Here is a 15,286-nt window from a genome sequence, read left to right on the forward strand (position 1 = left end):
ATTTAACTAAAATACATTAATTATTGGCTGAAATACCGTTTCGGCATTCAAGCTGCAAACGGTATTTCTCCGAAAGGAGTCTATCTTTAACTAGTTAAATAAAAAACATTGTACAATGGTATAAAAGAGAGATGAGACAGAGTTTATTGTTATTTATTTAATATTCCTTCAATATAAAAGAAAATATGCTACTATCCTCTTATGAAAAGAAAAAATACACCGACGCCACATGATGCTATTTTTAAAAAGTTTTTAAGTCATATTGATACTGCCAGAGATTTTCTAGAGATACATTTACCTGCCACATTACGGGCAGTTTGTGATCTTGATACACTGCGACTGGAATCGGGGTCATTTATTGAGGACAATCTGCGGGTACATTATTCCGACATCCTGTATTCACTAAAAACTACACAGGGTGAGAGTTATGTGTATTGCGTGATTGAACATCAAAGTTCCCCGGATAAGATGATGGCATTCCGGCTGATGCGTTACAGTATTTCAGCAATGCAATGGCATCTAGAGCAGGGACATGAAAAATTGCCGCTGGTTATTCCGGTGTTGTTTTATCATGGAAAAATACGGCCGTATCCGTGGAGTACCAACTGGTTCGACTGCTTCGATGCTTCGGCTCTGGCGGAAGAGATCTATTCCAGCGCGTTTCCGCTGGTGGATGTGACGGTAATCCCGGATGATGAAATCCTGACGCACAAACGGGTTGCACTACTGGAAATAGTACAAAAACATATCCGGCAACGTGATATGGCGGAGTTACAGCAAGAGCTGACCATGTTGTTTGCGTATGATTATTATACATATGAGCTGCTAAAAAGCATGCTAAACTACATATTACTGGTGGGAGATACCGCCGATCCAGAAGGTTTTATCCGGCAACTGGCAGAACAGTTCCCGAAGTATGAGGAGGTACTGATGACAATAGCGCAGAAGTTGCAACATAAAGGACATCAAGAAGGGCTTCAAGAAGGATTACAGAAAGGTGAAAAAAAAGGTGAAAAACGGGCGAGTCTGAAAATCGCGCGCGCATTGATGGATAATGGTATCGATCATGAAACGATAATGAAAAGCACAGGGTTGAGCCAGAACGAACTTGAACAAATACGTCACTGATTCGTACTGAGAGCCGTAATCGGTATTTAAAGATTCGTGTTAGAAGAGGGGCTTGTCCAGCGAGTAACGGACCGTCCCCTAGAAATATGAGGAGGTAATTGATGACAATAGCGCAAAAACTGGAGCAGAAAGCGTTCCAAGAAGGATTTCAGGAAGCATACCAAGAAGCATATCAAGAAGGATTACAGAAAGGTGAAAAACAGGCGATTCTGGAAATCGCCTGTAGAATGATGAACAATGGTATTGATCATGAAACAATAATGAAAACTACTGGATTGAGCCAGAACGAACTTGAACAAATAGCCGATTGACTTATGCCGATACCTTAATCGGCATGAAAGTTCGTGTAAATAAGTGGGCAAAATTTCACATATAAGCGGTATATTATTTGGATAAGTTTGAAATCATACTTTTTCTGTCTGGTATTGAGCTTTTTAATTGAAATAGTATTTGAATAATTAAAGAATATTCCTCAAATAGAATATTCGAAACATCGTAATCCGATAAATTTTCTCTTGGAAGCGGCAACCGGATTGGTTGCCTATACTTTTTAATCTAAAAAAATCTGAATCTATACCTAATAGATTTCGAGTTGCAGCGAGGCGGCAAGTGAACGAATCCCCAGGAGCATAGATAACGATGTGACTGGGGTGAGTGAAAGCTGCCAACAAAGCAGCAGCTTGAAAGATGAAGGGTATATGCACCTCTGAATTAGCCGTTCTTAGAATAGGAAATATTTCCGTTATTGGTAAATAATCGAACGCTGAAACAGGTTGAATTGAGCCATCATACGAAAATATATTCAGTAGATATCTGATATTCTTTTGGCGCTTTTAATTAATATTTCTTTGTAATTAGGTGTCTGTTTTTCCACATTGGAAAATATAGCTTGAAGCGTGGCATTAGTTATTTCTTTGCCGGCGAGTTTTGGCATGCCACTATTGAACGGCGGTTCTGGGTTATATTGCATCGCTAGTTGGACTGCTTGTGCATATTCTTCATCTTGGATTTTAGCAAGCAATGTTAAACCGAAATCAATACCCGCAGTGACTCCACCTCCGGTGACCCGGTTTCTATCAATAACGACTCTTTTATTAACCGGTATTGCCCCGAATTCGTTGAGATCGTCTGTCATCGACCAATGAGTCGCTGCTTGATACCCTTTCAGCAAGCCAGCGGCTCCTAACAGGATAGATCCGGTACACACGCTGGTGACCCAAGATGCTTTACTGCCCACTTTATTTATCCAATCAAGCATGTCTAATTCGGAAAGCACAGCATAAGGATTTCCTGTACCGGGAATACATAAGATATCAACTTTATCTAACTGCTCAAACGTAATGCTCGGCGAGAATGATATATGTGCCAGTTCAGTACGCACCGGAAGTAAATCGCGCCAAACATATTCAATATTTGACCATCCTCCTACCTCAAGAACTGTCGCGGGACCAATCATATCAAGTGGCGTCATGCCTGGAAAAATGACAAAAGCGAGAGTAGGTTTCTCTCCAGACGATGCTTTCATTAACGAAGATAATGCCGCGGGATATTCCTTAGATGTGTTTTTCATGGAGCCGTTTTCCTTATCGAGATTGAGAAGTGAACAGAAATTCATATGCCGCTATTTTTATCGATCGCCGAATATCTGTTATTCCCGGTAGTGAATTGATGAGGCAACTGTAACCGTTAACTGATTGGCGTATATGCCAATATAGCGACAATTTACGCCAAGTGCCATAATTGCCTTTATGGACATTAAAACTCTCTATTTTCTGATCTTCCCCAACGTAAATCTGCTGGACCTTTCAGGACCATTGCAGGTCTTTACTACCGCCAATGAGCTGGCGGAGAAAGCTGGTCACAGGCGACCCTATGCCATAAAAGTCGTGGCTTGTGAGCCTGGACAAGTCATGACGCAGGCCGGAATAACTGTGCAGGCAGAACCCTTGCCTGAGCTGGATTTTCCCGCTGATACTTTGATCGTTGCAGGGGGTACTGGCGTTGAGTCAGCGGCGGACCATCCGTCATTGTGCAATTGGTTAAAGGGACATGCATTGTTGGCCAGGCGTATTGTATCTGTATGCAGTGGGGCATTCATTCTGGCTGCCTGCGGGTTGCTTGATGGCCGCAGAGTCGTCACGCACTGGAGTAGTTGTGCCGAACTGGCCCGACGTTACAGTAAATTGCAGGTGGAATGTGATCCTATCTTTATTCAGGATGGCCCGGTGTGGACTTCTGCTGGCGTCACCGCAGGCATCGATTTGGCTCTGGCATTATTGGAGGAGGATTTCGGCCATAAACTGGCACTGGATGTTGCACGGAATCTCGTTATGTTTCTCAAACGTCCTGGTGGTCAGGAACAGTTTAGTGCTCCACTGGCGTTACAAAGCAGCACGAGTAAATTTGCAGATCTTCACGCCTGGATGACCAACAATTTGGCGGGAGACCTTTCAGTGGCAGCTTTGGCCGCTCGTGCCAATATGAGTGGGCGCAGCTTTGTGCGCCACTATAGCCAACATACAGGGATTACACCAGCCAAAGCGGTGGAGCGATTCCGCCTGGAAGCGGCGCGTTATCTTTTGGCTGAATCTACGCTATCGCTCAAGTGTATAGCCTCCCGTTGCGGTTTTGGCTGTGAAGATACTTTACGCCGCAGTTTCTTCAGGATGTTTGGCAGCACGCCACAGGACTACCGTAAGCACTTCAAAGCGACATTTTAGCTATTTATTCCCTTTATTACTCATTCTCTGCCACCTCTTTCTTCAATCGTCGCCACAATGTAGTACGGCTAATTCCCAGATATTCCGCAGTTGCATGGTGATTGCCGGAAAACCGTTTCAAGGTTTCGTGAACTGAAAGTGGTGCAGTAAGTGAAGATTGTTGAATTGAAGAAGGAGAAGACTTAATACTTTGTTTTGCCAGCTTGAGTGTAGATTGGCGCTCCGGTGAAAGCGCCAATATCAATTCTGGTGTTAAGGTATGTTCAGGATGGGCACTGAGGTATAACGTGAGCCGCTCCATAAGATTACGTAGTTCTCGGACATTACCGGGCCAATGATAGGCTTGCAATGCCTCCTGACAGGCAGCAAGTTCTTGCACTCTTGATTGTGATACCGGTAAGTTCAATGCAGCAAATGCTCGTCGCAGATATTCCAGCGCCAATACACCAATGTCGTGACCTCTTTCCTTGAGGGCTGGAATGTTGATCCGCAATACACTCAGGCGATAGAACAGGTCTGTTCGAAAACGTCCTTCTCGAACCCAGGTGTCCAGATCGCAATGTGTGGCGCAAATGATCCGAACATCAACAGCAATGGGGCGGTGTCCTCCTACTCTGACAACGGATTTTTCTTCCAGTACCCGCAATAGCCGTGTTTGAAGAGGCAGTGGCATTTCACCAATTTCATCCAGAAATAGCGTGCCTCGATGCGCAACTTCAAAAAGACCTGCACGCCCTCCGCGTCGTGAACCGGTGAAAGCCCCTTCCTCATAACCAAACAATTCAGCTTCCAGTAGAGATTCAGCGATAGCGCCACAGTTAACGGCGACAAACGGGCGTTGATGTTTACCTGCAACCTGACCATACCGCAGGGCATATTCATGGTGAATGGCTTGTGCTACTAGCTCCTTCCCTGTGCCACTTTCCCCCTGTATCAGCACCGTGGCAGGCGAACGGGCATATAGCATAATAGTGTTGCGCACATGTTCCATCATCGCTGAATTTCCCCGGATATCATTGAGAGTGTGGCGGGTACGCAAGGTATTCTCGGTTGGGTAGGCAGAAATTGAAGCCTGGCTGAGCTTGGTCATTCTGGCGATATCCAGTGCATCATGGAATGCCTGGCGAATAGAATCGGCAGAGTAGACAAAAACACCCACCAATTCAGCTTCATAGGCGAGATCGGTAATTAGCCCGGCACCGACAATCACTTTAATGCCAATGGCTTTTAGTGCATTGACTTGGGTCCGTGCATCTTCTTCCGTTACGTAACTGCGTTGTTCAATACGCAGGTTAAACCGTTGTTGGAATTCTTCTAGCGCAGGTAATGTATTCTGATAGGTGATAACACCAATACGTGAACTGATTTGTCGTGCGCGGGCCAATGCCTGCATAAAATCAAAACCGCTGGCCTTGGCAATGATAACCGGTACTGACAAACGACTTTTCAGATAAGCTCCGTTGGAGCCGGCACAGAGCACGGCATCACAACATTCAGTTGTTAACCGTTGACGAATATGCTGAACCGCATTTTCAAACCCAAGTTGGATAGGCGTGATATTGGCCTGATGATCGAACTCTGGTGTGATATCACGGAAGAGATCAAAAAGACGGGAGACAGATACTGTCCAAATGACCGGTTTATCACGGTTATCACGTTCTGCTGATGGTGTTTCTGCCATGCTATTCCTCTATCTGTACGCTGTTTTCGTTTTTCTTAGCTGAACTTTATTCGCTTTTTCCACCACACTCATTCAATGTTTCGCAATTGTTTCATTCGTGTTTCATGAAACGTAATTGATTCATTATGAAACAGAAGGGTTTTTCTATCAATGGGACTTTCCTACAAGCTAATAAATATTCTTAGTGTTATTTTTTAATTAAAAAACAAAATATTAACTTTTTATTGTGTTTATTTTTTAAAACAGTCAGCTATTTTTCACTTTATTGGTACGTATATTGCTAAGTAACATGATGAGTAACAAATGTGTTTCATTATAATAACAATGAGGTCTTATATGACGCTTTCCTCTGCCGGTTTGGCATTTCGTCAGGCGATAGAAGCTGAATCCCCGCTACAGGTTGTCGGTACCATTAATGCGAATCATGCGTTGCTGGCAAAACGGGCGGGCTATAAAGCTATCTATCTTTCTGGTGGCGGTGTATCGGCGGGTTCATTGGGTATGCCTGATCTGGGAATTTCAACGCTGGATGATGTGCTGACAGATATTCGTCGTATTACCGACGTATGCGATTTGCCATTGTTGGTGGATGCTGATATCGGTTTTGGTTCTTCTGCCTTTAATGTGGCCCGCACTGTGTGTTCCATGATTAAAGCAGGGGCGGCGGGGCTGCATATTGAGGATCAGGTCGGTGCGAAGCGCTGCGGTCATCGCCCGAATAAAGAGATTGTGTCTAAAGAAGAAATGGTTGATCGCATCAAGGCCGCCGTCGATGCCCGTACTGATAAAAATTTCGTCATTATGGCCCGCACTGATGCTTTGGCTGTTGAAGGATTAGCAGCGGCGCTTGACAGGGCAAAAGCCTATATCGAAGCCGGGGCAGATATGCTGTTTCCTGAGGCGATCACTGAATTACATATGTATCAAACATTTGCGTCAACAACCGGGGTTCCAATACTCGCCAATATCACTGAATTTGGTGCGACTCCACTTTTCACGACTGAAGAGTTGAAAAGTGTGGATGTCTCTATTGCGCTTTATCCGCTTTCTGCTTTCCGGGCAATGAATAAGGCGGCCGAGCAGGTTTACACTACACTTCGCCGCGAAGGGACACAGAAGAGTGTGATCAGCATGATGCAGACTCGCAATGAGTTATACGAAAGCATCAACTACTATGATTTTGAACAAAAACTGGATCTACTTTTCTCCCAGAAAAAATCTCAATGACGGACAGCCCCACCTAATTTCGTCGTTTTATATGGCATAAAAACAGTAGAGGTGATACCCATGAGCGAACAGAGCACGATGACTGAGTTAACCACTTTCAAGCCTAAAAAATCTGTAGCCCTTTCTGGCGTCAGTGCGGGTAACACGGCACTTTGTACAGTTGGAAAAACCGGTAATGATCTGCACTACCGTGGTTACGATATTCTTGATCTTGCAACCCAGTGTGAATTCGAAGAAGTTGCATACCTACTGATTCATGAAAAATTGCCTTCCCGCGCTGAATTATCCGCCTATAAAACGAAATTAACCGCACTGCGAGGTCTGCCGGGTAGCGTAAAGGCAGCATTGGAAACATTGCCCGCAGCCGCCCATCCGATGGATGTTATGCGTACGGGAGTCTCGGTTCTTGGTTGTACATTGCCTGAAAAAGACGATCATCATCTTGCGGGAGCGCGTGATATTGCTGACAGATTACTGGCTTCTCTCAGCTCCATGTTGCTCTATTGGTATCACTATAGCCACAATGGACGCCGCATTGAGGTAGAAACCGATGATGTGTCGATAGGTGGGCATTTTCTGCATCTCTTGCATGGTAAAGAACCCAGTGAATCATGGGAAAAAACCATGCATACCTCTCTAATCCTTTATGCTGAACACGAATTTAATGCCTCGACATTTACCAGCCGGGTTATTGCAGGAACTGGCACGGATATCTACTCCGCTATCATCGGGGCGATTGGTGCGTTGAGAGGGCCAAAACACGGTGGAGCAAACGAAGTCTCTTTTGAAATTCAACAGCGCTATGAAAATCCTGATGAGGCAGAGAGTGATATTCTGGCGCGCTTGGCGAGAAAAGAGGTCATTATCGGCTTTGGTCATCCGGTTTACACCATTTCAGATCCCCGTCACAACATCATTAAAGATGTGGCTCTGCAACTTTCTAAAGAGGCAGGAACCACCAAAATGTTTGATATCGCGGATCGACTAGAAGCGGTGATGTGGGCTAATAAAAACATGTTCCCGAATCTTGATTGGTTCTCAGCGGTTTCCTATCACATGATGGGCGTGCCAACGGCGATGTTTACACCGTTGTTTGTGATTGCCCGCACAGCGGGATGGGCTGCTCACATCATTGAACAACGTATTGATAACAAAATTATTCGTCCTTCAGCCAACTATACCGGGCCAGAAAATCGACTATTTACGCCAATAGGTAAACGTGGGTAACGTTATTTTTGATGCAGAGATCCCTGCATGGGTGTTTTTTTAACAAGGAATTATTATGTCTACCTTTGTTGCAAACAATCGTCCTGAATATGATCAGGTGATTGTGGATATTGTGGATTATGTTATGGCATACGCCATCACATCGTCCGTCGCCTATGAAACGGCTTATTACTGCTTTCTGGATACATTAGGTTGCGGGCTGGAGGCGCTAGAATACCCGGCTTGTAAGAAATTGCTAGGGCCGATTGTGCCGGGGACAATGGTACCCAATGGTGTACGTGTGCCGGGAACGCAGTTTCAACTCGATCCGGTACAAGCGGCGTTTAACATTGGTATGATGATCCGGTGGTTGGATTTCAATGATACATGGCTTGCCGCTGAATGGGGGCATCCATCCGATAACCTCGGTGGCATCTTGGCAGTAGCTGACTGGCTATCGAGAAATGCTGTTGCTGGTGGGAAAAAGCCTCTCACGATCAAAGATGTTTTGACGGGTATGGTTAAAGCACATGAAATTCAGGGATGTCTTGCACTGGAGAATGCATTCAATAAAGTCGGTTTAGATCATGTCGTGCTGGTAAAAGTGGCTTCGACCGCTGTTGTTGCTGAAATGTTGGGGTTGAATCGGGAAGAGATCCTGAGTGCGGTATCACTGGCTTGGGTTGATGGTCAATCGCTGCGAACTTACCGTCATGCTCCCAATACCGGCTCACGTAAATCTTGGGCGGCTGGTGATGCAACATCCCGCGCGGTTCGCTTGGCCCTGATGGCGCAAAAGGGTGAAATGGGATATCCCTCGGTACTAACCGCAAAAACGTGGGGATTCTATGATGTCTTGTTCAATGGTCAGCCTTTCAAATTCCAGCGTGCATATGGCTCTTATGTGATGGAAAACGTGCTGTTCAAGATCGCTTTCCCGGCGGAATTTCATGCGCAAACTGTGGTGGAAGCGGCAATGAGCCTGCATCAACAACTGAAAGACGCCGGTAAGACCATCAATGACATTACACAGATCACCATTCGTACCCATGAAGCTTGTATACGGATTATTGATAAACAAGGCCCGTTAAACAATCCTGCGGACAGAGACCACTGTATTCAGTACATGGTTGCGATTCCTTTGATCTTTGGTCGTCTTACTGCGGCGGATTACGAAGATAGCGTTGCGGCAGATCCCCGCATCGATGCACTGCGGGAAAAAATAGTGTGTGTTGAAGATCTTGATTTTACCCGTGATTACCATGATCCGGAAAAACGCTCTATTGCTAATGCATTAACTATTGTGTTTGCGGATGGCAGCCAACTTGATGAAGTCAAAGTCGAATTCCCTATCGGCCATGCTCGCCGCCGCCAAGAAGGCATTCCATTATTGCTGAAAAAATTCAAAATCAACCTGGCACGTCAGTTCCCTGAAACACAACAGAGCAAAATCCTGTCTGTTTCCCTTGACCGTTCGTTGCTAGAAAACATGTCGGTAAACGAATACCTCGATTTATACGTTATCTGAATTTCCAATACTATCGGCGGCCGCTCTCCCAAAGTGCCGCTTTACCATCACGCAGCACATAGGAGAGATTATGTCATTCAACGCTTTTTATCAGCAATCCATTGATGATCCCAACGCATTCTGGGCTGAGCAGGCTCAACGTATTTTCTGGCAACACCCGTTCGAGCAAGTGCTGGATTATAGTAATCCGCCCTTTGCTCGTTGGTTTTGCGGGGGGAAAACCAACCTATGCTACAACGCGTTGGATCGCTGGCTGGAAAGCCAGCCTGATGCTAAGGCGCTCATCACGATTTCAACAGAAACGAATAGTGAGAAAGTCTTCACTTTCAGGGAATTACATCAGGAAGTGAACAGAACGGCGGCCATGATGCTTTCTCTGGGTGTTAAAAAAGGCGACAGGGTTTTGGTATATATGCCGATGATTGCCGAAGCGCTGTTTGTTTTGCTTGCTTGTGCCCGTATCGGCGCAGTTCACTCGGTTGTTTTTGGTGGTTTTGCTGCCCAGAGCCTTGCTACACGGTTGGATAATGCCGAGCCTGTGCTGGTGGTGTCGGCGGATGCGGGATCTCGCGGTGGAAAAGTTATTCCTTACAAGCCATTGTTAGATGAAGCCATCGAACTGGCGAACCACAAACCCCGTCATGTGTTGATGGTTAACCGTGGGCTGGCGGAAATGGCTTGGGTGCCTGAAAGAGATATTGATTTCGCAACATTGCGGCAAGAATACCTTGATTCTGACGTTCCCGTGACTTGGCTTGAATCAAATGAAATCTCCTGTGTGCTTTATACATCTGGCACGACGGGCACCCCAAAAGGTGTTCAGCGTGATGTCGGAGGTTATGCTGTTGCACTGGCAACATCTATGGATATCATTTTTGGCGGTGAAGCGGGTGAGGTATTTTTCAGCACATCAGATATTGGCTGGATCGTCGGGCATTCTTATATTGTTTATGCTCCTTTAATTGCAGGAATGGCAACGATTATGTATGAAGGGCTGCCGATACGGCCAGATGCGGGTATTTGGTGGAAAATAGTAGAAAAGTATCAAGTAACACGGATGTTTTCAGCGCCTACAGCTATTCGTGTACTGAAAAAATATTCGGTTGAATATATCAATGAATACGATATTTCATCACTTAAGTCATTATATTTGGCGGGAGAACCGCTTGATGAACATACCGCCCGCTGGATTGCCGAGGCTATCAACGTCCCTGTTATTGATAATTACTGGCAGACCGAAACAGGTTGGCCGATTATGGCTATCGCCCGCGCTCTGGATGACAGGCCGAACCGGTTTGGCAGCACTGGCTTCCCGATGTATGGTTTTCATGTCAAGCTCATCAATGAACTGACTGGCGAGGCGTGTGGCGATAACGAAAAAGGTTTGCTCGTTGTTGAAGGGCCTTTACCTCCAGGTTGCATTCAAACCCTCTATGGTGATGATACACGTTTCATCAATACCTATTGGCGTCATTTCGACCAGCCTGTTTATTCCACATTCGATTGGGGTATTCGTGACAGTGATGGCTATTATTTTATTTTGGGACGTTCGGATGATGTGATTAATGTTGCTGGGCACCGTCTGGGAACGCGGGAGATAGAAGAGTGTATAGCTGGTCATGAAGACGTTGCCGAAGTAGCCGTTATTGGCATCAAGGATGCCATCAAGGGACAAGCCGCAGTTGCTTTTGCTGTTCTCAAGGATGGGAAGGAAATTCAGAATGCTGAGCATTATTCCTCTCTGGAAAAGGCCCTGATGGGCTTGGTGAATAAACAAATTGGCAGTGTGGGCCGCCCGGCACGGGTGTATTTCGTATCCCAGCTTCCCAAGACTCGTTCAGGGAAAATGTTGCGTCGAACTATGCAAGCGATATGTGAAGGGCGTGAGCCGGGTGATCTTGCCTTGATTGAAAATCCTACTGCACTGGAGATCATTCGAGAGGCTGTTTTTACTAAAGAATAATAACTTCTTATGATTATGGTAGGTTGATAAATTAATCAGAGTACCTACTGTTGCTAGGCACATAATAGACTCTGTTGCGGTCGGCGTGTATAGATATCTATATTCAGTGGATGTATTATCACGAACAGTGAGTATAGAACTAACCACCCGTGAGCAGTGAGGGATAATGACATTTGATTACCTGAACGGTTTTGTTTGTTGAGTATAACTATAACGTCTGTTAATTAGCTCAAGGGTAAAATAATAGCAATGTTAGTAAGTAAGGTTTTTTTATGACATATTAAATTTTTTAGTTGTGTGATTAGTGTTTGGCTTTTATTAGTGTTTTGTTTGTGTTAATGTTCAGCCTGTGTTAACGTTCCTTTCGTTATCTAAATATAAACAACTGTCCCAAGCTGTGTTTTATTTTTGCCTTCACATGAGTTGGCTAGCTATTATTTGCCAATAGTATATCGAAGTAGAGAATAAATAGTACGACGTTAATTGTCTGTAATCTGCTCAAATGTATAACCGTAGCGGATTTAGCGATGGTGCTATTGAGCAAGATAGATATTAGGAATATGCGGAGTTATGTGGTTACAAAATCATTATGTCAATAAAAATCCATTTCTACCTATTATAAAGGAAAAATTACTGGTGACAATTAAAAATTATAATTAATAATTTCAGGTAATAATTACGGGTGGTAGAGATGAATGTTTTTTAGAAAAATAGATGGGTGAATTTAAAACTCTTAATAATTATACCTAATAGATTTCGAGTTGCAGCGCGGCGGCAAGTGAATGAATCCCCAGGAGCATAGATAACGATGTGACTGGGGTGAGTGAAAACAGCCAACAAAGCAGCAGTTTGAAAGATGAAGGGTATATGTGATGATTTGTGCTTCAAACCTGTATGCATCAGGGAGGGTTTATGGTTATATGGGATAGTGAAAGAATAGGAAAATATCCGATCACTTTGATAGTCCGATAGGTTTTAAGCTAGAGATTATAATGATAAAGTTACAACCAAAATAACTTTTCTGGTTATTATGTTATGGTTATTTTAATATAAAAGGATTGGTGTTAACTTAAATCAATCTGGGCCTTTGTCTGGATTATTGTGGAGTTATTATGGAAATAGAAGAAATATTCAGTAATTATGAGTCTAAAGTTCGCTCATATTGCCGTAGATTTCCCGTAATATTTAGAAATGGTATAGGTTCTACCTTAATCGATATAGATGGTAGAAGTTACATTGATTTTTTATGTGGCGCTGGTGCTTTAAACTATGGACATAATAATACAATCATAAAACAACAGATTTTTAAGTATATTCAAGATGATGGTATTATTATGGGGCTTGATTTGTACTCGGAAGCAAAAATGGAGTTTATATCGACATTTGTTGATAAGATTTTGAAACCGAGACAACTTGAATATCGTTTGCAATTTACCAGTCCTACAGGTACGAGTGTCATTGAATCTGCGGTAAAATTAGCAAGAAAGTATACAAAAAGAGAAAATATTATTTGTTTTACCAATGCCTTTCACGGTATGACGGGGGTGTCGCTCGGTTTAACAGGTAGTCAACATCATCGCCAACCTGGATTATATTCTCAAATTACGCGCTTACCATTTGATGGTTATATCAATGGATCATTTGATTATATAGGATATTTTAGAAAGTTACTTACCGATCCCAGTTCAGGGGTTGATCTTCCCGCTGCGGTAATTCTCGAGACTGTACAAGGAGAAGGCGGATTAAATGTTGCTTCTGTTGAATGGTTGAGGGCGTTGAGAAAACTCACCGAAGAGTTCAACATTCTATTAATCGTTGATGACATTCAATCTGGTTGTGGTCGTACCGGAACATTCTTTAGTTTTGAGCGCGCGAATATTAAACCTAACCTAGTTTGTCTTTCCAAATCTATTGGCGGTATTGGGCTACCTATGTCTTTACTGCTTATTTCTCCCGATATCGATGTGTGGAAACCGGCGGAAGACAACGGTACATTCCGAGGTAATAACTTAGCATTTGTCGCTTCAAAAGCGATGTTAAATGAATATTGGGGTGATTGCTCTTTTCAGAAGATAATTCAGCATAAGGCTGAATTAATTCGAACGTATTTGGACTCTTTGGCTGAAAAGTATCATGAATTTGTACTGCGAGTTAAGGGAATTGGATTCATGCAAGGTATAGAAATGGTTGATTCCTCATTAACACAGTATTTGGTGAAGCATTGCTTTGAAAATGGTTTGATTGTGGAGTTGTGTGGTCCTAATGATGAAGTATTGAAATTGATGCCTGCCTTGACCATTGATGAAGACACACTTGTAAAAGGATTGAAGATTATAGAACAGGCTCTCGCCAGTTTAAAATCAAGGAATAGTAATAACTTCGAAAGTGAAGCCCAGAGGTTATCGGTTAGCAGCAATTAGGAATAAAGTTTTAGCTAGGAGTGTAGAATTATGAGCCGTGTAGTAGAACTTACTAAGTTTAATCAACTTGAATTTGATCACACACTTGCTCGGGGATACGCGATAGTTTACCGAGGATTACTGCAAGATTGGCCTGCGATAAAACAATGGAATTCTGAATACTTTCAAGATAGGTGTCCTCAAATTGACGTTGTAATCAAATTTTTTGATGCAAATGGTGTGCGTTCTGAGCAAGCCAAAATGTATCGTTATTTAGAGACTCTGAATGCATATAAAAAAGGAGAGATGGGTAACGATATTCCCTATTGTCATGACATTCCTATCTTTTTACAAGCTCAACAGTTACTTGATGACGTTGGTGATTTTCCTCTAACTATTTTGCCAAAGCTTTACCAAAATGAATGGTGGAAGTTTGTTCAATTTTTTATGTCTCCAGTCGGAGCTATAACGCCACTGCACTTTGATACTTTAAGAACGAACAATCTATTTTTTCAGATAAAGGGAAGCAAGAGATTCTCTTTTATTCCTTGGGAGGAAAGAGATGCCTGTTCTCGTCGAGGATGGCGCTGGTTTGAGTATAATCCAGAGATTCAGAATGTTAGTGAGATAGCTAATATAAACAAATCCACGATTGAGGTACATCAAGGCGATATATTAATCATGCCAGCGGGTATGCTGCATCATGTAAGAACGTTGACTGATAGTATTTCTTTTAATATCGATTTTCATACTCGAGCTTCAGCCCTTGTAAGTTTTAAGAGCATTAAAGAAAAAATGCCGCGTGAAAATCTGTATTACAATTGGCTAAGTTTATGTGGACTTTTGGGATTAATGAAGCGTGAAAGTTTTTTCGAGAAGTACCGTCCGTATCTTAATTATATTTCTTAAAAAGTAAGTAGGTTAATGATGAAAGTATCTTTGATTGATGTCGATAAAGACAATTATGAGGATGTCATGTCTCTTGAAGTTGGACCTGGGCAAGAAGTTTTCGTCGCGCCAAACTCAGAGTCAATTGTCGAATCACATTTTAATGAATATTGCAGAGCAAGAGTGATCTGTTACGGCGAGGAGGTAGTTGGTTTTGCAATGTATGAGCGTTGCGTTAATGAAGGCAAACCCAACGAATATAATCTGTATCGAATGATGGTTGATCAATCTCACCAAAATCAAGGTATTGGAAGTGAGGCGATGCGGTTATTACTGGATGAAATGAAACAGCAGCTTGATTGTCACCGGATTACTGTCTGTTATGACGAAACGAGCGAACGCCATAAATCATTTTATCAACGTTTTGGTTTTGTAGAAGTCGGTTATTATGAAGAGTATGAGGAAATGCTAGCTGAAATTATTGTGAGGAAATAATTTTAAGGAGCTTATAAATAATAAAAACCAAAAATAATATCTTTCAAAGGG

The 15,286-nt window shown here is 43.2% G+C and carries 12 protein-coding genes and 1 pseudogene; 11 read left to right on the forward strand and 2 right to left on the reverse strand.

What is annotated here, in order from left to right:
• The first annotated feature begins 201 nt into the window (after positions 1-201).
• The 3 genes and pseudogenes from D3222_RS12140 to D3222_RS26980 form a co-directional block, all read left to right on the forward strand.
• Positions 202-1,128, forward strand: a complete 927-nt coding sequence (locus D3222_RS12140) for an Rpn family recombination-promoting nuclease/putative transposase (RefSeq protein WP_118986399.1) — start codon at positions 202-204, stop codon at positions 1,126-1,128.
• Between the two features lie 101 nt (positions 1,129-1,229).
• Complete coding sequence (locus D3222_RS12145; RefSeq protein WP_369973516.1) at positions 1,230-1,439, forward strand: hypothetical protein; 210 nt, start codon at positions 1,230-1,232, stop codon at positions 1,437-1,439.
• Between the two features lie 147 nt (positions 1,440-1,586).
• A pseudogene (locus D3222_RS26980) lies at positions 1,587-1,682 on the forward strand (IS982 family transposase); the annotation flags it as partial.
• Between the two features lie 248 nt (positions 1,683-1,930).
• On the opposite strand, the gene D3222_RS12155 reads toward D3222_RS26980, so the two are convergent.
• On the reverse strand, positions 1,931-2,698 hold the full coding sequence (locus tag D3222_RS12155) for a DJ-1/PfpI family protein (RefSeq protein ID WP_118986401.1): 768 nt from the start codon (positions 2,696-2,698) through the stop codon (positions 1,931-1,933).
• 178 nt (positions 2,699-2,876) lie between these two features.
• Between D3222_RS12155 and D3222_RS12160 the strand changes: the two genes are divergently transcribed.
• Positions 2,877-3,848: a GlxA family transcriptional regulator gene (locus D3222_RS12160; protein ID WP_118986402.1), complete on the forward strand. Its 972-nt coding sequence runs from the start codon at positions 2,877-2,879 to the stop codon at positions 3,846-3,848.
• A gap of 16 nt (positions 3,849-3,864) precedes the next feature.
• Here D3222_RS12160 and prpR read toward each other — a convergent pair whose 3' ends face one another.
• On the reverse strand, positions 3,865-5,529 hold the full coding sequence (gene prpR, locus D3222_RS12165) for a propionate catabolism operon regulatory protein PrpR (RefSeq protein ID WP_118986403.1): 1,665 nt from the start codon (positions 5,527-5,529) through the stop codon (positions 3,865-3,867).
• Between the two features lie 336 nt (positions 5,530-5,865).
• On the opposite strand from prpR, the gene prpB reads away from it, so the two are divergent.
• The 7 genes from prpB to D3222_RS12205 all read left to right on the forward strand — a co-directional run bounded on the left by prpB (position 5,866) and on the right by D3222_RS12205 (position 15,235).
• Positions 5,866-6,756, forward strand: coding sequence for a methylisocitrate lyase (gene prpB, locus D3222_RS12170; protein ID WP_118986404.1), 891 nt, complete (start codon positions 5,866-5,868; stop codon positions 6,754-6,756).
• 60 nt (positions 6,757-6,816) lie between these two features.
• A complete protein-coding gene (gene prpC / locus D3222_RS12175) occupies positions 6,817-7,983 on the forward strand; it encodes a bifunctional 2-methylcitrate synthase/citrate synthase (RefSeq protein ID WP_118986405.1) in 1,167 nt (388 codons plus the stop codon).
• Positions 7,984-8,038: 55 nt separating this feature from the next.
• On the forward strand, positions 8,039-9,490 hold the full coding sequence (locus D3222_RS12180) for a bifunctional 2-methylcitrate dehydratase/aconitate hydratase (protein ID WP_118986406.1): 1,452 nt from the start codon (positions 8,039-8,041) through the stop codon (positions 9,488-9,490).
• 70 nt (positions 9,491-9,560) lie between these two features.
• Positions 9,561-11,453 carry a propionate--CoA ligase gene (locus tag D3222_RS12185; protein WP_118986407.1) on the forward strand — a complete coding sequence of 631 codons (1,893 nt, stop codon included), beginning with the start codon at positions 9,561-9,563 and terminating at the stop codon, positions 11,451-11,453.
• A 1,112-nt stretch (positions 11,454-12,565) separates the two neighbouring features.
• Positions 12,566-13,873, forward strand: coding sequence for a diaminobutyrate--2-oxoglutarate transaminase (ectB, locus tag D3222_RS12195; protein ID WP_198672795.1), 1,308 nt, complete (start codon positions 12,566-12,568; stop codon positions 13,871-13,873).
• A gap of 30 nt (positions 13,874-13,903) precedes the next feature.
• On the forward strand, positions 13,904-14,761 hold the full coding sequence (locus D3222_RS12200; protein WP_118986409.1) for a cupin-like domain-containing protein: 858 nt from the start codon (positions 13,904-13,906) through the stop codon (positions 14,759-14,761).
• Positions 14,762-14,776: 15 nt separating this feature from the next.
• Positions 14,777-15,235, forward strand: a complete 459-nt coding sequence (locus D3222_RS12205) for a GNAT family N-acetyltransferase (protein ID WP_232832494.1) — start codon at positions 14,777-14,779, stop codon at positions 15,233-15,235.
• Positions 15,236-15,286: the final 51 nt, after the last annotated feature.

Source organism: Photorhabdus sp. CRCIA-P01, from assembly GCF_003545805.1.
GTDB classification, from domain to species: Bacteria; Pseudomonadota; Gammaproteobacteria; order Enterobacterales; family Enterobacteriaceae; genus Photorhabdus; species Photorhabdus antumapuensis.